We start from the raw sequence: 24,760 nt of genomic DNA, 5'->3' as shown, positions 1-24,760 counted from the left end.
AGTCAACTCAATACACGTAATTCACAAATATTGTAACCTTTGTCCTATAATGAATTATAGTGCTTTAGTATGAAATATTATCACCCACAATAAATTATACTAATATAACAAATAGCTTTTAAAAAAACAACAGAACTTAGCTCTTTTAGAAAATTAAGCAGATACTTTTATTTGCTTTGCAGGATTCTTGTTGAACGCAGTTTTTATAAATGGAATGGCAAAGCGATCAAGTCCATAGTAATACCTTGCTGTTCCTATAAATGTAAGTATCATTGCTACTGCGAAAAGCTTTGTATCCAGACTCGCAAATCCAACCCCTGCCATGATGAAGTTTGCATTCATAAAAGCACCACCAATTAAAGCCGGAATTGTTGCTAACCCTAAGATTAATCCTAAGCCAACAAAGAATTCGCCCCAAGGGATAAGATTGTTAAATAGGTCTATATTTGGCAACGCAACTTTTTCAAGAAAGTCCGCATACCATCCTTGCACTGTAGGGGAATCACCATTTGCATTTGCTATTGCACCTTGTATAAAACCACCTGCATTAAATCCAAGTGTAATTTTATAATAACCCGCTTCTATCCATTGAAATCCTAACCAAATGCGTAAGATTGTCCAAGCTATCGCCATTATGGGTCCTTTGATAAATTTTATCATCATTCGTTTCTCCTTTTAATTGTGAATTCCTTCACAAAAATTATGAAATTTTTATCGATGAGCTACTACATCCTCTCTATCGATATTTTTATTCTAAGATGTTCTTTTTTTGCTTTCTTTGACGTAGGTCAAATTTTTATGAAATCATTAGGAGTTTGAACAGAAAAAAGCCCCGAATGAAAAAATTCAGGGCTTTTTTAGCAAGAGAAGATACGCTGATTTGAGGATATAATTTAATTATTAAACGTTATATAAAGCACCATCGACTGTGAATGAAGATGAGCTTACATAAGAAGCTTCGTCAGAAAGAAGGAATGCAATTACGTTAGCAACCTCTTCTGGTTCACCGTATCGTTTCATTGGAACTGCATCGTTATAAGCTGCTTGCGCTGCTTCTGCTGCACCTGGTGCAACATTTGATTCAATTTTACGCATCATTTGTGTATTAATTACACCTGGGTTTACTGTATTAACACGAACATTAAATGGCGCTGCTTCTAAAGCCGCAACTTTATTAATACCCATTACAGCATGTTTTGATGAGTTATATAAGATCATGCTTGGTGAACCTATTAAACCAGCTACTGATGAAGTATTAACAATTGCACCAGATTTTTGTTCTTTCATTACTGGTAATACATATTTAAGACCAAAGAGTACGCCTTTTACATTAATACCATAAACAAAATCAAAATCTTTCTCTGTAACTTCTTCAAGTGATTTAGCCGGACCTTCAACACCTGCGTTATTTACAAAGCCATCAATGCGTCCAAATTTTGAAACTGTTTGTTCAACATAATTTTTAACATTTTCTTCATTTGAAACATCAGCTTTGACCACTAAACTATTCTCTTCTGTTAAACCAAGCTCAGCTTGTACAGCTTTGATTGCGTCTTCATTTAAGTCCACTAATACTACTTTTGCTTGTGCGTTCGCTAATTTTCTTACAACTTCTTTCCCGATACCGCCTGCTGCACCTGTAACAATAACTACTTTACCTTCAAAATTCATTCTTAACCTCTCCTTATTTATTCGGATTAGCCACTAAATAATCTCGAATTTAATTATCTTGAACGCAAGATATATTAATATTGTAATCCTAATTTTTAAATAAATCAAAAAAAACGCTTAGCCTGCCCCCAGCACATGCTATCGCTGATAAGAGGCAGGCCCATCGCTATATACAACAATAGTTATTCCTTATCAATTGGAGAGAAAATATCGTCATGATATGTATCAACATACATATTACCATTCGCTGAAAGTACGGCATAAACCACATCATGTTTTGTTAGATTACGCTTTTTTAATTCCGCCTCTAGCCATGGTATTGCCAGTTTATTTTGTTCTAAATTTTCCTTCATAATTTCTCCATCCATAATAAGCTCAATCGGTAGTTTTGGCTCAGGAGTTACTGCAAGCATCATGTCATTTCGCGTTACGTTTCTAAATTGTGGCTTCTTTAACACTGTTAACGTGCCATTCGTTTCAACGATTGCAAAGAGAACTTCTTCGATGTTAAAAACATCTTTTTCCCTTAGTTGTTGGTTTAAATAATCTAAAGTGTAACGCATTTTTTTCATGTTTCCTTCTAAGATTTTCCCATTTTGTATCACAATTGTGGGATCACCGGCCAGCAATTTTCTTCCTTTTTTACTATTTAAAGAAATGACGGCAATTAGAAGGATAATTGCTACATAGATAATAAATGCGATGATTGCATGATGAACTTTAGTTGAAGTATTAAAGGCTAGATTAGCTGATATGGCTCCTAAGGAAATGGCCGCAACAAAATCAAACATGGTCATTTGCGCTATCGTTTGTTTACCTAAGATTCTTGTTCCAATTAGTAATAGAACGAAAGAAGTAATGGACCTTAAAATTACTTCAATATGTTCAGGCATTTTACCACCCCGATTTTAATCCATCATCAGTCTTAGGTTAGCCATGAGTTTCGTATTTTATAAACGTATAAAAACAGGGCCTGTCCCAAAGCAGTCAGCCCTTGAAATGAATATTTATAGATAGGGTAGGACGTTCGTTCTGAAGTCCGCATAGTTGTCAATGTGAAAGTCCGCCTCAATATCCGGATTTTCAAAGGCAACGGTTTTAATTCCTAATTCTCGAGCAGGAATTAAATCTAACTCACGATCACCGATCACTAAATCAATGGGATAATCCTTGATTACATGTTGATATGACGCTGCATGTGGTTTCCGCTCAAAGCCCTCTTCCTCGACGGAAACAACCACCTTAAAATAATGTAATAACTTAAACTTTTCCAAGAGGGACAAAGTGGACTCCTTGTCGCGGTGCGTAACGATAAAATTGTTATCCGCAATTTGTAAAACCTCTTCTAGTTGTTCAAACGGACGGCTGTCAAAAGAGTATTGATTATAAAGCTTGATGTATTCCTCTCGCTTGCTTTCATCAATTCCATAATGCTGAAAGGCCACTTTTGAGTTGACCTTTAGCCATTTTAGAACCTCGCTCGGATCCAAATCCTTGCTGCTTAAATGGATAAAACCCTTGACCAGTGCTGGATAGGTGTTAAACAATGTTCCGTCAAAATCCCATAGAATATTAATGTGAATCCCTCTCTCTTTTACATAGTACATACCATTATAGGAATGATGCTCATGAAAATAAAGCTTTATGTACAAAGGCTGTCTGAAAAGTCTCCTATAAACTATCACCGCATTTCAAAAATATGCATAAAAAAAGAAACTCGTCCGGAAGTTAATTGAACAAGTTTCTTCAGATTCTTATTTTATAGGAGATAGAGATCTTTTTAATGCTTCTAATTCCTCTTTGAGTCGCTGATTTTCAGATTCAAGGTCTTGAGAGTCATTTGATGTAGTCTTTTCAAGAGGTAGTAGATTAACTTCATACCAGCACTTTCCATCTGGTGATTCCGTCGTGTCACACTTTTTCATACTAGCTTTTGGAAACTTTTTTAACACATAGTCTGCTTCTTCTTGGGATAACCTTAACTCCCGAAAATATACATCATTGGCAAATGAATTCGTCAGGAACTCATCAAATGTTTCTTCTTTTGGTATCATCCTTTTTCCTCCAATCCGCTACTAACTCTACTCTATATATTCCTTACTCAGGTTGGACCATCGATTTTGACCAGTTTACTACCCAAAGTCTATCATTTTTTTAATTCTGTATCGATTACCAGCACTATGCTAATCTATTTCATTCTATGCTTGTCTGACTTTTTCTATGTTTAATTTGACATAAAAACCCCTAGCTAAGCTTTTGAGACTCCTACTTGTGCGTTTTCCAGCATCGTCCGAAATTCATTCATGTTAAATAACGTTCCAGGACATGTTGTATAGTCGAAGCCCTCAAGTTCTCGGTGCCCAAGAACATCCTTAGGTTGAAGGAGGTATTGTTCCATAAAATAGTGACAAATATCAATTAAAGATGTAATCTGCGCGCTTGTAGGATACTCAATATCAAAATCGCCTGTTGCACAGATGCCAAGAGTTTTCCGATTATACCCGTACGTATGGGCTCCCACATGGAGTCCTCTGCCTTCGAAAATGGTTCCATCTTTTTCAATGAAATAGTTATACCCGATGCCGCTCCAGCCTCTTTCATTTTGATGAAATTGGTGTGTTTTTTCTAGTGTAAAATCAACTCGTGACGTATGATGAATGATCAATTTTTCAATTTTCTCTAATTCCTCAAACGGTTCCTTAAAATGAAAGTTGTTCGGCTTAATCGTAATCATGCTGCTCACCTACTAAAAGTTAAATTTCAATTGATCATAATCAAGCTGGTCTTCTTGTAATAACAGATTCATTTCCTGGCTATAGCGATAGTTTAAATTATCCTCGCTTAGAGTCTCTACGCTAACCATTCTATTTTTTATTTCAAGGCACTTGTTCATATTATCAATGCTTTTGATTTCGTTTTTTAACAACTTAAATGTTATCGACATGTTATGCAATACTTTTGACACTTCTAAACTTTCTTCTCCTAGTCGACTGTTAAAAATGTCATAGGAATTTTGAAGGAATTCAAGTGCTTCATCATAATGACCAAAAGCCGTTTTTGTAATAGCAACTACATTTAATGCCTTTGCATAATTGATTGGGTTAAAATTCTCGTCATTCTTTACAATGTCCATAACCTTGTTGGAAAATTCATAGGCCATATCGTATTGATGCAATTCATGGTAACAGCTAATTAAGTTCATCATGCTGGTCGAAATGTTACCATAATCTGATTTATTCAGAGTTTCATAGATGTTAAGTGCTTTTCCATAATACTCTAATGCTTTTTCATAATCCTTCTTATTTTGATAAAGCATAGCTAGTCCATTAGAAGAATATGCTAGACCGATTAAATTGGATGAATCACAATATTGTTCTCGTAACGAAAAGGCCTTTAAATGAAGTTCTTCCGCTTCTAGATTTCGGCCCATTCGTTGATACAGAGTGGCTAATCCAAAATAAGATTTTGCAAGCATTAATTTATCATCAGGAAATTTCTGTTCACGAAGCTCCAAAGCCTCCTTAAATAGCGGCTCTGCTTTCTTGTAATCGCGATTTTCATGCATATAGACAAAAGCAAGATCATAGAGAATAACACCTAAATATTTTTGAGCCTCGCTATTGGAACTGTTCTCTAAGAATGTTCTTAACTGGTTTAAAAGAGGCAATGTTAAATAATTTGCCTTACTATTTAAAAAGACAATATCGTAATCCCTAAACCAATCAATAAAGGAAGACTGTGAAATTTCTCCTTGCTCCATTAACAGAAAGCCTTGGTGAAATGCTTGATTAATGATTTTACCAGCGTAATGCGTATCGTTTCTAACCAGTTTTTTTGATAGTTTTTCTTTATAATAATCAAATAAAAATGTTCTACCTTTTACCACTTTTTGAGGTGGTTGATAGTCAATTAGACTATCTCGCATTAATCGATGCATATCCCATGTATCGCCATCTAGTGTCGTAATAAATGAAAATCGAGTCAAATTATAATGATCATCCTCATTCATTTGTATTCGAAAATTATTCATTAACGCCTCAAATGTTTCAAGGTCCCATCCAGTCGTGAGTGCTAATAATTCTAACGCCTGTTTTTCAGGTACTAAAAGATATCTAATAAATCTTTCAAATAACTGAACTGGCGTTTTTAATCCATTAAAATCGGATACAACCGGAACACGATTAGTTGATATAGTATCATATGTATCAATTGATAGTTTAATAGAATAGGGGTGCCCCTCGGAATTTCGATAAATTTCATTCTGAATGGCCTCATCAAAAATTTGGTGTTTTCGTAATAGTTCTTTTGTTTCTGCTTCTGATAATGCGTCAAGTGGCACTTGACCAATATAAAGATTCCATACTTCTTCATAACGTCCCCAATCAATTGGTTCTCGGCCAAATACTACCCAAAACACATTAGGAAGTTGTCTCACCAAATCTCGTATCCATCCATCTACTCCAAAATCATAAGCCTTCATTCTCTGGTCCGTCCATAAAGATTCATATGTATCAATAAAAATGACGAATTTATGATCTGATTTCATTAGGTATTTTTCCAAGTCTTCTGCGAAAATGAACGGTAATAGTTTTAGTAGTTTATGCTCTGGTAAGGATTCGAATTTGCGTATCTTCATCATATCTTCTTTTGATAGATAATTTGCTAATCGTTTTGAGATCGTATTAATCAGTCTCGTCCCAATCGATACATAGGTGTTATCTGCTACTATATTAACAAAATCAGCTAACCAGGTACCTTTTTCAATAAAAGGCAACGTCTTTTCATTTATGGTAACAGCATTGTTTGTTTTTTCCATGTAGATGATGTAGGCAGCATCAAATAGTGTAAACTGTACCCCATATTTTTTACCAATTTCTGTTCTTAAATAGACAAGCGCTTTTTCTACCTGTTGCAGTTCGTTGGTTTCAAAGTCAATATAAGTGGATTCCGCTTCGGAGCCGTTCTCCAATTTCTTCATTATTTCCTTACGCAATTCCGTTTTCCCAATTCCTCCGACCCCATAATAGGAAAGGATCTTATACTCATTCCACTGTTTACTTTCCAACGAATCAAAAAACAAATCTAATTCTTTTTGACGACCCGTGTATGTATCCTCTTCTTCTAATAGTTCAAGTAAGTCTATTTTCATTTCTTTACCTCTCCAACCAGGATCTCTATACTCTTCTAAACCAAGTTTTTCTAAACACCGCTGAGTACTTTTTCATGGGTATATTCTATCATTCCTTCTGCTTTTTTTGGTATAATTAACCTAAAAAAATACAAATCTATCTAATTAGATAAAAAGAATCCATTTTGAAAAAGATTTATCAAAATGGATTCTTTCTTTGTGCCCCCTGGCGGTCAAGGCTATAGTGATATTTCCCTCTATAAATGTATAACTGCTCTATTGACCTACTTTTTCACCCTGATAGATCCGAAACGCTGGAACAATCGTGTCGGAAACAATTTCTTTTCCATTTTCACGAATGAAATCTAGTTTGTAATAAGCATCGAATCGTTGGCTGATCTCCGTTTTCACCAACTCTGGTGGAGTAACGACGATAAATTGGAATTTCAGCTTCTCTGCAACGGCGAAAATTGGGTCAAGGACATGGGCCGATGCCGCTTGTCCAAATGGATTATCACACACTAACGGAACCCAACTCTGGTCCGTTTCGCTCTTAACAGATAATAACATCATCATCATGACCATACGGGCTGATAGTTTTTGTCCTCCGCTCCCATCGGATTTCGTCTTCGAGCCTTGATTAATCGTCTGCCATGTCGAGTAATGCTCTCTTTGCGGTTTTCCGTACATAAAGGCATTATCTGTTCTCATATTATAGACGAGCAACTCCGGATATCGATTCCGAAGAGAGACAAATAAAATTTGCTCATCACTAATGAGCTCTTTTATTTCTTGGTCTAACACTCGATTCTGGTCATCAATCATATCAAATTGCTTCGTAATTTTGTTAATGGACGATACGAAATGCTGTTTCAATAATGGCTCGACGTCCTCTGGCCGTTTTGGTAAAATATCCTCTCTTAGCTGAACAAGTGGGAATGAACCTCGTTCATTTTTCAGCTTCATTTTTGCAACCATCGAACGGATCGCCTCTGAAATACTCATCACCTTCATACTGGCACGACTTGCCCAGAAGTTTTGAGCCTTCTCCGCCCTTTCCTTGTCACGTTCTAATTGCTCCAAACCGCTTTGTGAAAAAAGTTTCATATTCTTTACGACGCTTTGGATATGAGTATAGTGCCTAGTATCCAAATGATCTAGTGTCGTTAATACCTCATTTTTGAAGCGAATCTCCCAATCCTTGCCTTCAATCGTCAGTTTTAAATTACGCAATGATTGCTCAATTTTCGCATGCTTCTCCTGGCCTTCCTCCTGAATGGCCTGATGCTCATCACACCATGCTAAGATACACGCTTTTCCCTGGCTCTTGATTTTTTCTATCTCATCATTTGTGAATATTGTTGCTTCTTCCTTGAGGATAACAGATAAGGTTAATAAATCCCCTTCATAGCCAGTTATTTTGGTTTCTGTTTCTTTTTGAAGCTTCTCAGTCTGTTTAATCTCATCTTTTGTTTTCTTCGTTTGGTCTTTTATTTCGATTTCTTTTATCTTTAAGTCAAGGTCTTCCCATTCTTCTGGCTGTTTTTCAAGCTTTGTAACTTTTTTCCCTGCCTTGGCACGCTGTTCCTTCTCATGTTCCAGGGTCGTTTCTGCTTTCGTTACAGCTGTACCCTGTTCACGTTCTTCCTTTTCTGCTCGTTTTGCTTCCTTTTGTGCAGTTTGTAGCATTGTTTCTAATATACTAATCGGTTCATTTGGCTCCGGTGCTTCATTCCAATTCTGTCCGATTGCATTCAGTTTTTTCTCTAATTTCTTTTGCTGCTTCTGCTCAGATTCTTTCTTAGCCTGAATAATAAGTAATTCCCTGGCCTGCTCTTCCTTTGATTTTTGAAGCTGTTTTAGTTCATCCATGCTTCCATTTATCTCTTCTAATAGATGGGGAGATAGACGGGGAATCTCCTCACTTTGGTCTGCTTTTTCATCAGAAGGAAAAGTCGCTCCATCTATAAAATTGGCAATCTCTTTTATATTTTGTTCCGTTTTTAGCTTCCATTCCAAATAGGTTTGGTTCCACTGGGATTCTAGGCCAACAATCATTTCATGCTCTTTACCGATTTCCTGTTGTTTGACAACGAGTGTTTTCTTTTGTTTCTCCTTCTCCAACTTCACCCGTTTGTTTTCCTCGTGGATCGATCTTTCCCGTTCAAAATCCTCTAACACGTCTACATCCTTTGAAAGCTTGTCTATCTTTCTTAAAGCTTTCTCCAGTTGCTCCTTCAGCTGGAGTTGTAGTTCCTTTTCTTTTTCGGTTTGTTTCGTGATGTCCTGTAGTTTTACTTTTTTCAATTGAATCGTATGCAGTTCTTGATTGATTGCCTTTTCCATATCAATAGAAAGATCGCTTGATAGAAATCGATCGATTTCTTTTAAAATCCTACGAAGTGAGTTTTCTGTTTTTTCGATTTCAATGAGGGTATCTTTCTTTTCTTCTATGTTTTTCGCGATCTTGATTTTCCAATTGGTGAATTGATTTTTATCTGTAAGTAGCTCTCTTTCTGTACCATTAATCATTACAAAAGGTGCATGAGCATTTTCGTTTCCGTTCATATCCTCACGTAAAAAAATCGGAACTGGACTGTTAAACAATCTTACTGAGAGAACCTGCTGATTTATTTTTTGCCATTGATGCTGGTTGACGACTAATCCATAGGGAAGAAATGGGTAAGTAATGAGGTGATTTGCCATTTCCTCGGTACTTAATGACTGAAGAAATTGCGAACCATAAAACACATCAATGCCTGTTTTTTCATCAATCCATTCCTTTAATTCCTTCACATCCTTATTAGCAATCCAAAAAGGTTCATCATTTAAGGAATGGTCGAGCTGAGATTCCCAAAGCTCTTTTTTTATTAACTCCCCTTCTTGTCGATTTTGTCCAAGCATTTCTTCAATCTGCATCGAATAATTCGATAACAGAGAGTTTGTAAATGGGAGCGATATATCAGTCAACAGCCCATGGAGCTTATCGTATAGCTTTGTTTCCTTCTGCTTCTGAACTTCATTTGCTGCCTTTAATTCTTCCCATTTTTCTTCTGAATACTGAATCGATTGAACAAGCGTTCCATGTGTCTCAGCAAGTTGATTTTGTCTGTCACTCGATGCTTTTTCCTCAGCTTTTAGCTCTATGAGTCTAGTCTTTTTCTCCTCTTTTTGTTTCATCAAACTTTCGATGAAACCCTTTAAATCATAGGTTAAGCGGTCGCCATATTCTTCAATAAGTGCCTCTTCCTTCGTCTCAAAGGCATGAATTTGAGTATAGAGGAAATCAATTTCCGTAGAAACTTGAGCAATTTCTGTTGTCATTTGTTTATCCTGCCTAGAAAGTTCTAACCCTTTTTTCTTTAAGAACTTTTGATAGCCAAAATGTTGCTTCACAGCTTCTTGTAATTTTTGAAAGGCTTGCTCCCACTCCACCGTTACTTCTTTTTTAATCTCATCCATTCTTTGATTCACTTGCTCTAGGCCACTATTTTGCTCCAGTGTTGCAATCTGTTGTGAAAGAGAGCGAATGGTTTGTTCGAATTCATGCCACTCTTTCAAAAGAAGTTGAAAAGCGAGTTCATCTTTTCGTTGTTGTTTTTCTACAACAACACCCTCTAAGGTTGTATGTTTCTTCTTTTCTTCTTCTACCTTCTTTTCCCAGCCTAAAACCTCTTGATGGGCTTTGGCGTACTCCAAATTGTCCTTTTGAAAGCGTAAATCCTCTTGCTTTTCCGTTAATTTTTCCATTTCCTTCTCTAAATGGAGCTGTGTTTCTTCTTCCATTTGCTTTAAATGTTCTAAAGCTCCGAGAAATTGTCTACCTACTTTAATGCTTTCTTCCACAATTTCCTTATGTTCGATTCCTTTTGCTAGGTGCTCTTCAAATGGGACAATATCCTCTAGGAACTCCTTGTGGGCTTGTTCTCTTTTTAATAGGATCGGCAGGTCCTTCGCGATGCTTGCCTGACTTTTGAAGATTTCCACGAGATCGTTCTTTTGATGCTCGGTTCGATGTAACACCTGACTAACCGTCGGAATGATTCTTTTTTGGAATAAGGAATGGTCATCCTCCGCTCCTTCAAAGTATTTTCCAACTCCACCTTCATCTTTATTGATATCCTTCATAATATCCCAGTCTTTACGGTTAATCCCATATGTATCTAGGATGCGAAAATGTTTCTTCGTATCTCGGTAAACATCATAGCCATTCCATTTTAAATAATCCTTTAATTCTTCTGTGTCCGCCACTGCATCATTTTCATAGAGCGGAATATGCTCAAGGGCTGCTACTTCGTTCCGTTCAAATTCTCTTGTATAAAAGGTAATATTCGGAAGGATTTTCGCTTCTTGCTCCAATGACTTTCTTTCATTTTCACCCTCATCACTCATGGAAATCCGTTGTTCTGCTGAGAACATGCCCCCAGTGATCAAATGCCTTCGGTCAGCCCCGTCTAATTCCCACTCCATGGCGACATGAAACGTATAAGGAATAAACTGCTCTTTATTATTAAAAAAGAACTGCTGATAATACCGATTATTTTGCTTACCCCATGCTGTGCCTGGCTTTATGATTTGAAAGATTGTTTGCAAAAACACCCCTTTTCCACCACCGTTCATCATCGCTATAAGTCCATTTGATGATGTTTGCTCATTATGGAAATTGAAGGTAGTATCCTTATATTGCTTTTGCATGCCATCATACTTAAGGCCAACAATTCTAATTCGATGAATTTTCGGCATGCTCATCCTCCTCTGTTGTCATCAATTTTTTAAACATTTCATAACGGTCATAATCGTGATAGAGGTATTCAATACGCTCAAATAGCTCATTCTTAGGAATCACCTTTGGAACATCGTCCCGGTCTAGAATAACAATCAAACCTTCCGTCTCTAATAACCGCATACTACTCGCAATTAAACCAATTCTCGTACGGCGATTGCCTTTCTTCATTCTATAATCGTCTGTGTCAACCTCCATGTACTTCCAGGTTGTTACAGCTTCCTTCATATCAATTCGTTCTTCTTCACCAAAACGAGGGTTCCCTTTCAGAAGGCTATCCCAATTCATCATAAGGTCGTTGACTTGACGTTCTAATGCGTAATAGCTTATACCTTCCCGCTTTGTACGAACTTTAGCAGCTTGGTTCCGGTCGATGCTTGCTAAAAAGGACATAATAATGATACTCATAAGATGGAAATGTTTTTTCGTTTCGACTTGCCGATGTTTATCTTTCATATGAGTGAAATTAGTAGCAAAGACAGATCCGGTAGGCTGGACAACCAAGTGAATGCGCTTTGGTGCTTCAATAATATATGTACCTGATTCATCTGCCAATAAAAGGACCGTTTGCCTTACTTCCGGATCAAAATAAGTTTGAAAATGCTCACTGTTTTCGTCAATAACTTTATCTTTTAAGAGAGTAAAATAAACAGTCGATGCTTTTTTGATTGTTTCTGTGTTCATCGCTTCTCCTCCTGTACACAAATTTTAAAAGGGGTTATTTTCATTCGATGCCAAAGGAGTGGTTCCGCTCGATGATCAAATTCTGTATAAATCTTCATGCCCTCAAACATTTGAAATTGGGGATATTCCTTCATTAACTTATAAAGAAGGATTTCCCTTTCATCACCTAATGACTCTTCTTTCCGATGGATGACTTGAATTTTCAGTGGCTTTTTATCAAACATCATCCATAAATCAATTGTTTCTGATTCCTCTAACCATAAATCCTGCACCTCTAATGGTAAATCCGATAGATCCGCTAGAGAAAACTCACGGTGTGTTTGTAAATATTGAAAAACAAAGCTCCAAGCCTTAATAACAGAATCCCAGTTCGTCACGCGCTGAGTTGTGATGGTTTCTTTTGGTTCCTCTTCTTCAACTACATCAGGTTGAGGATTTTCATCGAATTCTTGTTCACCCCAAATCCAATCAAGAGGCAAAACAAACTCATTCTTCGGCGAAAATAAAGGAGAGAGAACATTTTCAATTTCATCAAAGCGATTAAAGCCTTCCTTCATGAACCAATTTTCATAAAAATGCTCTCGAAATGAAACGAGGCTGTTTTCCCAAAACAAGGAAGGGTTTTCTACTTTCAGCTTCATCTCATAGGAAATATTTTGAATAACAAGCTTTGCAAACCGATCATGCAATTGCCTTGTATGGCCAATTTTTTCCTGGAGAAGAATCAGTTCCTTCTGAATATAATCATCTTCCTCGTTCCTTCGTTTCGTTTTTTCAATCATACTAGTAATCGTACGGAAATGATTTTTTTCTTCTTCAAATTGGTTTTCAATTTCTTCTCGATTGTCAGCCCTTTGCCATTCCTCTTCAATTAAAAGGATCTTGGGATTGTTAATCACTTCCTTTTGAAAAGAAAACTCCCTTGCCATTAAGCGGTTCACTCGTGAAATAAGGTGGTCGAGGTTTCGGGTAGCCTTTCTGAAGTTCCCATTCTTAATAAGCTGCATACTATAGAGCTGCTCAATAGTAATCGAGAATTCCTCTGCCATTTCTCTGCTCATAAAGATCATCTCTTGAGCAACCTCTGTGAGCTTATAAACAATGGAGCTGCCTATCTCTAAATTCGTATAGAGTTCATCCATTGTGACATATCGGAAGGTTTGCGTCTCCCATGAACCTCTTATTTCATCGTAATATAGCGCTTCAAATGGTTTACTAAACTCTTCTTTTCCTTGATACAGAAGTCCGCTTGTAATTCGATCGATTTGTTTTTCGTCTGCTAAAAGCTTCATCTCCTTGATTGTATCTTCAACCATATACTTAATATCAGATTTACGTCTATTGTCGTCATCATTTAATTCTCGGTAAAAGATGGTGAGGAGCACCTGCATAAGAATGGTCTGGATATGTGGTTTTAGCTCCCCTATGTCCATTCCCCTTCCAAGCTCAAACAGAGGATTCAATCGTTGCATTCTCTGAGCAAATCCTTCCCATGACTCGTTCACATCCATCTCCTCCATGTTTCGCTTGTTAGTACTTCCTGTGGAATCCGTTTATTTTCTTCCCATAATTGGAGTAATCGTGCTTGCTCCTCCTCAGTAAACCATTGAAAAAACGCATCACGGTATTTAAGGTTTTGTGATTGCCCTTGTTTTTGCTCATTCTTTTGTTCGAAACAATCGAGCATTTTGCGGTAAATTTTCAAGGCTGGCTGAATCGAGCAATCCGGATATTTTTCAATCAACCTAATGAGGATTCCGTACCCTGCCGCGTCTAAATCGCCTGCATAATAGAATAAATACGGCTTTGATGGAAACATTCGAAAAAAATAGGAAAAACTCCGTTCAATTTTCGTTCCTTCACCATAAATAATAAGTTCTGGTTCATAATCTAGTTGATTAGCTTCCAATAGCTTAATGGATGTATGAAAGAATGATAGATTTTCAACAATAAGGACCCTTCGAATATCATGTATTTCTTTTCCTTGCTTCAACCAGAAGACAAAAGGCTCCCCATAATTCACCATTTTTAGCTGGTCTTCAGATATTCCAATTCTCGCTAAAAAGCCTTTTCCCTCAGGGAAACTATCAGAGTCCAGTAAAAACTTTTCATGTCCAAAGAGTTCGAGGCTTCTTTCCTCAACGGATACAATTTCCCGTTCTGGAATGGACTTTAAAAATGTATATACATTTTGGATTCGCATCCATTCCTCTTTCGTTTGCCATTCAGGATGATGCTCATAATAGGAAAAATCAAATATATCGCTTAATTTCATCATTTCGAGACGATCCCATTTGTCTTCCTGTACCTTAATATTCACCCAGTAATATAAGGAAAGTGATGGTGTTCTTCCATTATGTTGTTTATTTAGAATCGGAGTCAGTACCCCTTCAGTTTGCAATGCTTCAATTGATTGATAGAACAATGAATACCCGTCCATATCAAAATAGTCATCCAAAAGCTTCCGTAACTGAAGCTCTAAATCATTTATATTAATCTTCTTTTTCTGCTTCGGGTGCTGAATATCCTCGATAAAACCTCTCACCCTTGCTTCAATGATATTGATCATACTCACCTACTTGTATCTTCTTATTACCAAAGAATAAAACCTATTTATCCAAAAAAGGGATATCTTTTTATTATAAACTAGTTATTTAAAAGCAGGTAAATGGATTTTTCTTCTAGTATCTATTTATCCTTCAGTGTCCTTTATATATTTTTTATAATAGGTTGTACTGGCTTATGATACCGTTTGAAAAAAAGCCGAAAATAGGCATATTATGAAATACATTGCCTATTTTTGGCTCGTTGTAATTTAAAATATAGAGTTACAAAACCCTTGCCTATATACAAAAAATCCATATCACATACTAATCAAAAGTATGTGATATGGATTCTTACTCTCACTATTAATCTAATTGATAATAATTGCAGACAACTTGTCCAACAGCTTTCGCAGCTACGAGAAGGGCATCCTCATCGATATCAAATTTTGGATGGTGATTAAAATATGGATTTTCTACTCCTTTTGGAGTGCACGCAATGTAGAAAAAGCATGCTGGGAATTTTTCAGCATAATATGCAAAATCCTCAGATGGAGACATTGCAGGGAACTCTTTTACTTCTTTAATATCCTTATCGTCCATGCTTCGTAAACTTTCTGCAACCTTAGCAGTTAGCTCAGGGTTATTGTATAAAGGTGGATAATCTGGAAGATAAGTGAGCTCACAAGTTACACCGAACTCTTCTTCTATTCCTCTTACAATCCGCTTCACTTCCTTCTCAATTGTTTCTTTTGTTTCTACCGTCATATAGCGAATATCACCTTCAAGCTCAACACTATCCTTGATTACATTGAATGTGCCTTTTCCATCAAAAGAACCAATTGTGATAACACCGATATCAAATGGGCTTAATCTCCGACTAATAATAGTTTGTGAAGCTGTAACAAAATGAGCAGCAGCAACGATCGCATCGTTAGCTAGATGTGGGGATGATCCGTGCCCGCCTCTTCCTTGCACTTTTAATTTCATATAAGCTCGTCCATTAAAGGAATATCCAGCATGATATCCTACTGTACCTGCCGGTCCCATTGGTAATAAATGAATGCCGTATACAGCATCTAAGTCATCTATTAAACCAGACTCTACGATACTTTTCGCTCCACCAGGCGGAACTTCTTCTGCATGTTGGTGAATGATTTTAATTGTACCTGGAATGGAGTCTTTTAATTGAATTAAGCAATCCGCTAAAACTAATAAGTAGGCAGTGTGTCCATCATGTCCACATGCATGCATAACGCCCTCATTCTTTGATTTAAACGGTACATCCGTTTCTTCTACAATGGGAAGAGCATCAAAATCTGCGCGTAGACCAATGGTTTTTCCGGGTTTTCCACCTTTAATCGTTACGATAATACCATAACCATTTCCAACATTAGTATGAACTTCAACATCTTTTCCCTTGTAAAAATCCGCAATAAATTGAGCTGTTTTTTCCTCTTTAAATGAAATCTCAGGATTTTCATGTAAATACCGACGGATATTAATCATTTCCTCTTTACGTGATTCTAGCATGCTCATTAATTCACTTTTCATCATGTTCGTCTCCTTTTTGGCGGTATAGAATGAAAGAATTCATCATTCTATACCAAATTATAAAAATGAGCTGAATCGGACTTCTATTTAAATTCTACTTTCAATCTAGCAACCTATTTGTGTTTATGCTGTTTTATCTAATGAAACGTCTGAAGTTTTACCAGCATCTTTTGGTACCATGAATGTAATTGAAAGAATCGATAGGATACCAAAGATCACATTAACGATAATCCCTACTGATGCAGCTAACTCAACACTTCCAGCTGCTGCTACTGAGCTATAAACCGTTGCGGAAATAGCTACTCCAATCGCACTTCCTAGTGAGCTTGCCATTTTGTAAACCCCGGCAGCTTCCCCAACTTTATCTGAGGGAGCATTTGAAACAGAAGTATCAGTAGATGGAGTAGCATATACTCCAAGCCCAAGACCGAATAAAACAAATCCAATAAATACGACTACTGTATACGCAAGATCTGGTAAGAAGGTTAGACCCATAATTGCTACACCAACGGTTGTTATTATTGCACCCCAGACCATTGGTGATTTCGCTCCTACTCTTTGCAAGATTTTTTCTCCAACACGAATCATTGCAAGAACAACGATTAAATATCCAATTGATAGCATTCCTGATTGAAATGCAGTGAATCCTCGACCGACTTGAACATAGGTATTCGCCACAACTAGTGTCCCAGCTATCGCATTTAATAAGAAGTTTGAGTAGGTTGCACCCGCATAAGGTTTATTTTTAAATAATGAAAAATCAATAAGTGCGATAGACTTTCCTTTTTCTACTTTGAAGAAGACAATGGCTCCAACTATCGTTACTACTGCAAGAAGAATCGTGATAGGACTTGTCCAACCTAGATCTGCACCAAAAGTAATAAATACGTTCAAGGCAATCATTGTAATGATAAAGATAGCTAAACCACTATAATCAAATTTAAAAACACCATTGCCTTTTACCTTGCTTTCAGGTGTATCTTTAATTAACCACATCGCAAGAAGAGCAAAAATAATGGAAAAGATAAAGATCCATCTCCATCCCATATATGTCGCGATTGCACCACCAGCGAATGAACAGACACCTGAACCACCCCAAGATCCAATTGACCAGTAACTAAGAGCACGCTGTCTTTCTTTTCCATCAAAGTAAGCTTTCATTAAAGCAATCGTTGCTGGCATAATACAAGCTGCGGAAATACCTTGAATGATACGTCCGATAATTAATAAAACTGAACCTTGCGCTAGTACAAGACATAAAGAACCGATAACACTCAAAATTAAGCCAATATACGTAATTTTTTTGCGTCCAACTTTATCTGCGAGCCCACCAGCCGCTACGATAAACATACCTGAGAATAAGGCTGTTAAACTTATGGCAATGTTTAGCGTTCCATATGATATTCCTAAATCCGATTGAACAGCCGGAACGACATTGACCATCGCCTGTGCAAAAAGCCAGAACGTGATAACCCCGAACACAATACCTGTAATTAACTTATCTGTACCTTTATATGTTGTCTCCATTGTATAACCCCCATTTTTTCTCCTAGAATTTTTGTTTCGTTTCTATACTTGTATTATAGAAATTTAGGCTTAAACTAGAGAGTCATTAATTGTGCAAATCACTATACAAAAGAGTAAAAATATTAACCTGTCATATTATTAATGAAAAAATAAGGGGTAGATTATTGTCATTTATCCTTCTCATAAATGGGAATAAAGAATGGCCAGACACATATCGTGCTGGCCAATAACGGTATTATTGAACACTCTTACTAGTAAACTTTTCGAATTTCAAAAAAGTGAACGGCATTGCTTGTTAAGTAGGAATAAAAAGACCAATCATCTACAATCGACTCATCAAAGATTTCTAAGGATGGTCTGCTGGAATTGATAATATAGTCAATAATTTCAGCATCCAAACCATACTTACTATTCAATCGCCACCACTTTGTGTATAGGGCTCCGTGATTTTTATCAAACACATGCTTACGTATTTGATAGTCTCCTTTCGGAATTCCAGAAATCGTGACGTAAATTTCTTTATTAAGTTTTTGCAGAAACGTCTCTTCAATCGAAAGATAAGGATTAATAATATTACAGTTCAACAGGATCAACTGATATCCCTGCTCATTCCTTGTCATCACATAATCCTTATCCTGTGCAACAATTTCGCCACTTAGACGTTTCAAAAACATCAATGCAAAATACGCTGGACGTTTTCCTTTTAAGTAATGGAATAATTCAACCGCGTCCATTCGATAACGTGGGTCTTTCCCGGCATCCTCATGTGCAATGGTGTTAATCCAGAGAGCAACTGATTTCACGTCATTGGAGATATCCAATACATTTTTCAACAGCAATGCTCCTCGAAAAAACGTTCCATTCGTATACCGAGTATTGCCTGACAATGTGTTCCATGAAACGAGATGAAGTGGTTTTTCTAGATGGTGTTTCTTTAAATAGAGCTTCAGCTTGTTTGTTTTTTCTTTGATGTAACTTTCAGCTAAATCAATTTTCATACCCGCCATATCTTTAAAATCTATGACCTCATTTTGATTCGCATTATAACCGATAAAATCAATAAACTCGCCATGTTCTAGCTGCCAATCATGATGAACTCCCGTCTTTTCTTTACGGAAAGAAAATGGCATATATACACCGACCTGAATTGAAGGAAGTAGCGCTTTTAACACCTTATGTAATTTTAAATAAACTCTCTGAAGTTCACTTGCTTGAACACCTGTATAATATGGCTCATGAAAGATTACATGCCAGTGCTTAACAAACGATTCGCCATAAAGCTGTATACAATGTCTGATGAATTGAAGAAGTTTTGAAAAGTATTGTTCTTCATTTCTTGAAATATCTAGATAATCGGCACGAATAAATAATGATAAATCATGCTTTTTCATAAATTCCAAAGCACTATCAATATTAAAATAGGGTGATGTTGTCGGAATCTCTTCATCCGTCTCAACTTCAGGAGGGATAACAGTATTACTCATGAGACGATGAACTCCGATATACTTTAATTGCAAATCCTTTTTGACCTCTATTATTTGAGAACGAACATCTTCCTTTAAGAGTTCAAAAATTTCTCCCACAATCAATGTATGTTCAGGATATTGTAAATTCACTGATTTAGCTTCAGACAAGGTTATCGATAGCTTTTCATATCTTGTCTCTGTATGGTTATAAGGTTTTTGGTCATCTTCATTCAAACGACTTAGTCTCGCAATAATCTCTGAAGATTGGATTAAATTTGAAGCATCTTCCTTCGTATAGCTAAGAACCGAATCCTCTTTTTGGACCGAATGGCTCTCTCGATAGGCATGGGGTGTCATTCCGTGTTCTTCTTTAAAAAAGGTGGTAAACGATTTTGTGTTTGGAAAGCCATTATTCATAGCAATTTGTGAAATAGAGTCAGTGGTATAAAGTAAATCCTTCAAACAACGCTTAAGTCTGATTGCCGTTAAATAACGACTAAATCCCATTCCCATTTTCTGTTTGAAGTAGCGGGAAAGATAGCTTTTTGACAGAAAGTATTTCTGTGCAACCTCATCTAACGTGATCATTTGATCATAATTTCTTTCCATAAAGTCAATGATTTGCAAGAGGCGTTGATCCTCTGTATCTATTTTCTGGACGACGCTTCCTACTCCTTTAAAACCCCGAATCAAAATAAGTAGAATTTGACAGATATAGCTTTTCACTTCTATTCGGTAGCATTCATCTTGTCTGTAATAGCTAATCATCACATTAGCCAGTAGCTTGCGAATGGCATGAATCATCTCTTCTCTTCCAAGATCAATTTCCCTTGAATAACATTCAAACTGCTGATTTCGATAGTCAGCATAATGATGGTCCATGAAACTATCAGAAATCGATAAAATCATGACCCGATTATCTTCATCTCCTTGAACCTGGTAGAGCTGATTTCGATTAATGACAAGCAAATCATTTTCTTCCATATGATAGAAACGACTAGAAGTCTCTATTTTTAATTTTCCACTAATGACCAGAATAAATTGTATCCCTTTATTTATTCGTGGAACGAGTAACTTAATATGTTGAAATGATAGTTGAAAATCTGAAAAGGAACCGTCCATTCCACTCACTCCTAACTTGTTCGTTCATATCATGATCATTAACATTCATAGTATGAATATATTTTCAAAAATTTAGGCTTTGTTGAACAATTAATCATTCTTCCCTGTAATTATAAACGGTTGGAAATAATAATTTCACGAAAAAGAGGCTGGGACATAACCAGCTTCGAATATTGAAAAAAAGTGAATTTTCTTAATTTCACTGCCATTAAAGCTAGACCCATTTCGTTTTCCACCTTCGATTTTCCCCGTACAGAAAATCGGGAGAAACGCAAATTAGCCTTCAAGAATCCAAAAACTGGTTCCATATCGATCTTTCGTTTTCGATAGATGGCACTCGTTTTCTCTTCTGAAAGCTTCGCTCTTACATATTCTTTTTGATGTTCCCACTTTTCATTCACCCTTAATTTTCGATTGTTGCCTTCTTTGACTTTTGTACATGATAAACGGAATGGGCATCCCGTACAATCCTCGCACTCATAGATTTTGAACTTCCGTTCAAAGCCTGTACGATCAGTGCGAATAGAATGATATTGAAAATTAAGCCGTTTATGATTAGGGCATGCATATGTATCTGTTTCTTCATCATAATGCCAATTGTCAGGATTAAATATGTTTTGCTTATACTTTTTGTTCTGCTCCTTCAAAAACATGTTATAAGTAATAAGTGCTTCTCGTTTTCTATTGGAAAGGATATCATTATAGTTTTGTTCACTACCATTCTGAAGGTTGAAACCAAAACTGAACAAAGGACAACTATTTCATTCTTATAAGCTTTGTTCCAATAAAGTAAAGAGAACTATCCCAACTGTTATGCTTTTGGCATATCTCAGTTAGGATGGTTCTGCTTTTTACATTTCGATTGATTCAAGGATTCTTTGCAATTTAATAGATATATGTTCGGCTATATCTGTTTCTTTTGCATTCTCAAATTGTTTGATCGCATCTTGTAAATGTTTTAAAGCTTGTTCTTGTCTGCCCATGTCCCGATGATGGATTGCTGAAGTTAAAGAATTAGACAATTGCATACTTAATGAATTTGTAATATCTCCCTCATTAGCATGCTTTTTGATAAATTTCAGCGCAGATTCTAACGTTTCTGCTACTTCAACTTTCATTAGATTCGCTTTGTCTGCATAATAAATATTTCCATCATCACCTATCGTCATCAACTCAGTTTCAGCTAGCTTTTTAGATTCCAGGGTCTCAGGGTCGATTACTGTTAGATTACCGGCAAGAGTTGTGTACATCAGTCCGTCCTCACTCCAGCGTATATGAATGGGTCTCCATCTTCCATAATCTTTTACTTCAGGATAAACGTTTTTACTCTTCACTATTTCTAAGCTTTCCGGATCCATTGCAAAGATTGATCCACCCGCTGCTGACCATAATAACCCGTCTGGTCCCAAGCTCATTCCACTAATCAGCTTCGGTTGAACGGTAACTCCTGGTATTTCCGGAACAAACTCCGTAATTTTTTCACCTTTTTCTATATCCCATACGAATATTTTAGCTGCAGGCTCTGTAGGGTCTATTCCTAATCCGCCAGCAACGGTCGTTGAACCATATAGCTTTCCATTTACTTCTTCCAACCCTGCAATAGCTTGATTATGGACAACATTTTCATACACGACTGGATCTTTTGCACCGGTAGGATCAAGTACTGTTAATGAACCTCCCAAATGGCCATAATCCGGTATGGTACCAATATATAATTGATCGTTGACTGCAGACATTATAAATGGTCGGTCCTGATTAGGAATATCATAAATTTGTTTTGCAGAGAGTGCTGGGTTAATAGGATCCATTTCAAAAATGGTAGCACCTGGATAAACCCCAAAATACATTTTGTTGCCAAGGGGTACCATACCTTCTGCTTGCCCCAAGGTGAAATTTTTGTACTCATTTGTTTCGGGATTATACACTGCACCCTTTCCTCCTGGATAACCGCTTAAATATAAATTACCCTCGGGACCTTTCTCTAACGTTTGTATAGGAATTGGATTACCGACAATTGGATATTGAATGGTTTTTACTTTTTTGGTTTGTAAATTAAAATAACTGACTTGGCCACCAAATTGAACGGTAACTAATGATTGTCCAGGTAAGTCAGGATCATTTTCAACTTCAACCCACGTTGTATTTCGTAAAAAGGTTCCAAACACGACTCCTGTATCAACCGCTTCTAGGGTATCCAGGTCTACCTCCTTTAATCTACTACCTTGCAAGAAGTAGACTTTATTGCTTCCTGGAAGGCCATGAATCAGGCGTAACCCTTTATTGTTTGTATAGTATTTGTCACTCCATTGGCCTGTTTCTGTATCATAAAAGAGAAGTGTATTACTACCACCGCCAACACCCGCAATGATATACTTTCCTGCTGCGTCTAATTGCCAAACACTGCTTCCAGGTACAACATGATCTGGTACCGCTATTGATTCATACTCACCTGTATCCACATTCAATTTCACGATTCGATTGTCAACACCGATACCTACATATAAGTAACCATTGTGATATGCCGTGGATCGCGAGTAGCTCTGTCCCGGAGCAACCGATCCATAGTCTTTCATCTCCCCGTTATTTGGATCATATCGTCCAGCTTTTGCATTCGGGTATGAACCAAAATAAACCCGACCTTTATCATCATAAGATAAACCGTATACAACAGTTTCTCCTATACCCCCAACATTTTTTACTTCCTGTGTATCTGGGGAATATTCATAAAGATACCCATTGCCCCCAATATAGACATTGCCATTTGGTACCGTAATATGTGTCCAAACTGCCCCCGTTCCTTCTAAAGGATATGTCCTAACTACTTCCTGGCTTTCAAGATCGATAACCTGAAAAATAGCTGGGTCTCCACTAGCAGTTGTATACATCATATCTCTTCCATTTTCAGTGCCATAGGTAGAATCATAGATTGCAATGCTTTGAATAGTAGACCCCAAATTAATAGGGTCTTTAAATCTTTTTTCTACTTCTGCATGAACGGGCAAACTATAGAGTAGAGAAGAAACAATTAACACACCTACAGCTAATAAAATTACAAACCCCTTTGTAAACGCTCTCATTTTATTCGCTCCTTTTTATTAAAGTTTTTATTATATGTCGGTTACTAAGATCCCTCCTTCTTTTTGGTATATTTTAAAGGTAACAAATCTAAAATTATATGGATATGACGATAAATAGCCCAAAAATAATACAGGAATATAGTCTTAGGGAAATATTTGGAACATGAAGACTCAACGTCTTTTTATAGTTCTTATGAACCACTACCAAACAACTGTTACGAATTACTTTACTTTCTTGATTACGGTAACGGATATAATTATCAATTGATACTTAATTTTAGGTTCTTTTTAAGTTTAATGTTGATATTAATTATAAAAATGGAACCTCCACAAATTAGGAAGTTCCATTTTATAACATTGGCTGTTTGACTAAAGCACCTTTTACTTTAAGTACATTCTTTTACAATATCAATAGAGTAAAGTCTATTGATACATAATCAAATCACCTTTAAGTAAGACTTCGTAATGTCTCATAAGACTTGTATCAAAATGCTTAGCGTTGTAAATCCGATTTCCTATGCTTTCTCTTAGAAAAATAAAAGCAAAATAAATCCAATAGATATTATTTCTCAATTTGCTATAATGAAGCGTTGGTAACATTATTGAGGAGGAATATTTTTTTATGGCAGTAGAAGTTGGAAGTAAGGTACAAGGTAAAGTAACAGGCATCACTAATTTTGGAGCATTCGTTGAATTACCAGAAGGAGTAACAGGTCTTGTGCATATCAGCGAAGTAGCGGATAGCTATGTAAAAGACGTTAATGACCATCTCAAAGTAGGCGATCAGGTTGAAGTAAAAGTGATTAGTGAGAAGGAAGGGAAAATTGCTTTATCCATCAAAAAAGCTATAGAAAAACCCAAAGAACAAACCTCCACTTATTCAAAACGTCCATCGCGACCAGGAAGACCAAACGGCCATTCCAAAGATTTTCGTTCTAAAGGAAATTTCAAACCAAAAGAAAGTTTTGAAGATAAAATGACAAGTTTTTTAAAGGCTAGTGAAGAAAATTTATCAACACTCAAACGTAGCACCGAATCAAAGCGTGGTGGTAGAGGCGGTAGACGCGGATAAACTAGATTTGTTTTGTCATTAAGATCATATAGGGGTAGCATCAGGATGGTGCAGATTTACAACGTTAAGAATTTGCCAATCATAAAAACCCCAATTTTATCTATGAGATACAAAGATAAAATTGAGGTTTTTA

At 36.6% G+C, this 24,760-nt stretch carries 16 protein-coding genes and 1 pseudogene; 1 reads left to right on the top strand and 16 read right to left on the bottom strand.

Annotated features, from left to right (window positions below; genetic code table 11):
* Positions 1-153: 153 nt before the first annotated feature.
* The 16 genes and pseudogenes from ACFSFW_RS11585 to ACFSFW_RS11510 form a co-directional block, all read right to left on the bottom strand.
* A complete protein-coding gene (locus ACFSFW_RS11585) occupies positions 154-657 on the bottom strand; it encodes a DoxX family membrane protein (RefSeq protein ID WP_388038879.1) in 504 nt (167 codons plus the stop codon).
* Between the two features lie 243 nt (positions 658-900).
* Positions 901-1,671 (bottom strand): SDR family NAD(P)-dependent oxidoreductase, encoded by a 771-nt coding sequence (locus tag ACFSFW_RS11580; RefSeq protein ID WP_099354436.1) that lies wholly within the window; start codon positions 1,669-1,671, stop codon positions 901-903.
* Positions 1,672-1,853: 182 nt separating this feature from the next.
* Complete coding sequence (locus ACFSFW_RS11575; protein WP_304219550.1) at positions 1,854-2,564, bottom strand: DUF421 domain-containing protein; 711 nt, start codon at positions 2,562-2,564, stop codon at positions 1,854-1,856.
* 114 nt (positions 2,565-2,678) lie between these two features.
* Complete coding sequence (locus tag ACFSFW_RS11570) at positions 2,679-3,323, bottom strand: HAD-IA family hydrolase (RefSeq protein ID WP_388038325.1); 645 nt, start codon at positions 3,321-3,323, stop codon at positions 2,679-2,681.
* Positions 3,324-3,425: 102 nt separating this feature from the next.
* Positions 3,426-3,725 carry a hypothetical protein gene (locus tag ACFSFW_RS11565; protein ID WP_304219546.1) on the bottom strand — a complete coding sequence of 100 codons (300 nt, stop codon included), beginning with the start codon at positions 3,723-3,725 and terminating at the stop codon, positions 3,426-3,428.
* Positions 3,726-3,919: 194 nt separating this feature from the next.
* A complete protein-coding gene (locus ACFSFW_RS11560) occupies positions 3,920-4,402 on the bottom strand; it encodes a peptidoglycan recognition protein family protein (protein WP_388038876.1) in 483 nt (160 codons plus the stop codon).
* A gap of 15 nt (positions 4,403-4,417) precedes the next feature.
* Positions 4,418-6,820 carry a tetratricopeptide repeat protein gene (locus ACFSFW_RS11555; RefSeq protein WP_388038322.1) on the bottom strand — a complete coding sequence of 801 codons (2,403 nt, stop codon included), beginning with the start codon at positions 6,818-6,820 and terminating at the stop codon, positions 4,418-4,420.
* Positions 6,821-7,075: 255 nt separating this feature from the next.
* Positions 7,076-11,542: a hypothetical protein gene (locus tag ACFSFW_RS11550; protein ID WP_388038320.1), complete on the bottom strand. Its 4,467-nt coding sequence runs from the start codon at positions 11,540-11,542 to the stop codon at positions 7,076-7,078.
* Positions 11,520-12,266: a DUF6063 family protein gene (locus ACFSFW_RS11545; RefSeq protein ID WP_099354439.1), complete on the bottom strand. Its 747-nt coding sequence runs from the start codon at positions 12,264-12,266 to the stop codon at positions 11,520-11,522. Before ACFSFW_RS11545 ends, ACFSFW_RS11550 begins: the two co-directional genes overlap by 23 nt.
* Positions 12,263-13,777, bottom strand: a complete 1,515-nt coding sequence (locus tag ACFSFW_RS11540; RefSeq protein ID WP_388038316.1) for a hypothetical protein — start codon at positions 13,775-13,777, stop codon at positions 12,263-12,265. The genes ACFSFW_RS11545 and ACFSFW_RS11540 overlap by 4 nt, the downstream gene beginning before the upstream one ends.
* Complete coding sequence (locus ACFSFW_RS11535; protein WP_304219535.1) at positions 13,768-14,835, bottom strand: Wadjet anti-phage system protein JetD domain-containing protein; 1,068 nt, start codon at positions 14,833-14,835, stop codon at positions 13,768-13,770. The genes ACFSFW_RS11540 and ACFSFW_RS11535 overlap by 10 nt, the downstream gene beginning before the upstream one ends.
* A gap of 340 nt (positions 14,836-15,175) precedes the next feature.
* Positions 15,176-16,363: an amidohydrolase gene (locus ACFSFW_RS11530; protein ID WP_304219533.1), complete on the bottom strand. Its 1,188-nt coding sequence runs from the start codon at positions 16,361-16,363 to the stop codon at positions 15,176-15,178.
* Between the two features lie 123 nt (positions 16,364-16,486).
* Positions 16,487-17,890, bottom strand: coding sequence for an MFS transporter (locus tag ACFSFW_RS11525; RefSeq protein ID WP_304219531.1), 1,404 nt, complete (start codon positions 17,888-17,890; stop codon positions 16,487-16,489).
* Between the two features lie 251 nt (positions 17,891-18,141).
* On the bottom strand, positions 18,142-20,478 hold the full coding sequence (locus ACFSFW_RS11520; RefSeq protein ID WP_388038312.1) for a helix-turn-helix domain-containing protein: 2,337 nt from the start codon (positions 20,476-20,478) through the stop codon (positions 18,142-18,144).
* A 110-nt stretch (positions 20,479-20,588) separates the two neighbouring features.
* Positions 20,589-21,197 (bottom strand): annotated as a pseudogene (locus ACFSFW_RS11515) (transposase); the annotation flags it as partial.
* 132 nt (positions 21,198-21,329) lie between these two features.
* The gene (locus ACFSFW_RS11510; RefSeq protein WP_388038309.1) at positions 21,330-23,555 is read right to left on the bottom strand and encodes an FIMAH domain-containing protein; all 2,226 of its coding nucleotides are present in this window, start codon (positions 23,553-23,555) and stop codon (positions 21,330-21,332) included.
* 622 nt (positions 23,556-24,177) lie between these two features.
* On the opposite strand from ACFSFW_RS11510, the gene ACFSFW_RS11505 reads away from it, so the two are divergent.
* Complete coding sequence (locus ACFSFW_RS11505; protein ID WP_304219525.1) at positions 24,178-24,627, top strand: S1 domain-containing RNA-binding protein; 450 nt, start codon at positions 24,178-24,180, stop codon at positions 24,625-24,627.
* The last annotated feature ends 133 nt before the right edge of the window (positions 24,628-24,760 follow it).

This window comes from Ferdinandcohnia salidurans (assembly GCF_042680725.1).
In the GTDB taxonomy this organism is placed as follows: Bacteria; Bacillota; Bacilli; order Bacillales; family Bacillaceae_L; genus Ferdinandcohnia; species Ferdinandcohnia salidurans.
Note: the sequence above shows the minus strand (reverse complement) of the source record. Positions and strands in the feature narration are given on the sequence as shown.

Bases quoted from the DNA above. Each gene is read 5' to 3' on its own strand.
- ACFSFW_RS11505 (WP_304219525.1), top strand. From the start codon at position 24,178: ATGGCAGTAGAAGTTGGAAGTAAGGTACAAGGTAAAGTAACAGGCATC.
- ACFSFW_RS11550 (WP_388038320.1), bottom strand. From the start codon at position 11,542: ATGCCGAAAATTCATCGAATTAGAATTGTTGGCCTTAAGTATGATGGC.
- ACFSFW_RS11565 (WP_304219546.1), bottom strand. From the start codon at position 3,725: ATGATACCAAAAGAAGAAACATTTGATGAGTTCCTGACGAATTCATTT.
- ACFSFW_RS11510 (WP_388038309.1), bottom strand. From the start codon at position 23,555: ATGAGAGCGTTTACAAAGGGGTTTGTAATTTTATTAGCTGTAGGTGTG.
- ACFSFW_RS11525 (WP_304219531.1), bottom strand. From the start codon at position 17,890: ATGGAGACAACATATAAAGGTACAGATAAGTTAATTACAGGTATTGTG.
- ACFSFW_RS11575 (WP_304219550.1), bottom strand. From the start codon at position 2,564: ATGCCTGAACATATTGAAGTAATTTTAAGGTCCATTACTTCTTTCGTT.
- ACFSFW_RS11540 (WP_388038316.1), bottom strand. From the start codon at position 13,777: ATGGATGTGAACGAGTCATGGGAAGGATTTGCTCAGAGAATGCAACGA.
- ACFSFW_RS11580 (WP_099354436.1), bottom strand. From the start codon at position 1,671: ATGAATTTTGAAGGTAAAGTAGTTATTGTTACAGGTGCAGCAGGCGGT.
- ACFSFW_RS11535 (WP_304219535.1), bottom strand. From the start codon at position 14,835: ATGATCAATATCATTGAAGCAAGGGTGAGAGGTTTTATCGAGGATATT.
- ACFSFW_RS11555 (WP_388038322.1), bottom strand. From the start codon at position 6,820: ATGAAAATAGACTTACTTGAACTATTAGAAGAAGAGGATACATACACG.
- ACFSFW_RS11545 (WP_099354439.1), bottom strand. From the start codon at position 12,266: ATGAACACAGAAACAATCAAAAAAGCATCGACTGTTTATTTTACTCTC.
- ACFSFW_RS11530 (WP_304219533.1), bottom strand. From the start codon at position 16,363: ATGAAAAGTGAATTAATGAGCATGCTAGAATCACGTAAAGAGGAAATG.
- ACFSFW_RS11520 (WP_388038312.1), bottom strand. From the start codon at position 20,478: ATGGACGGTTCCTTTTCAGATTTTCAACTATCATTTCAACATATTAAG.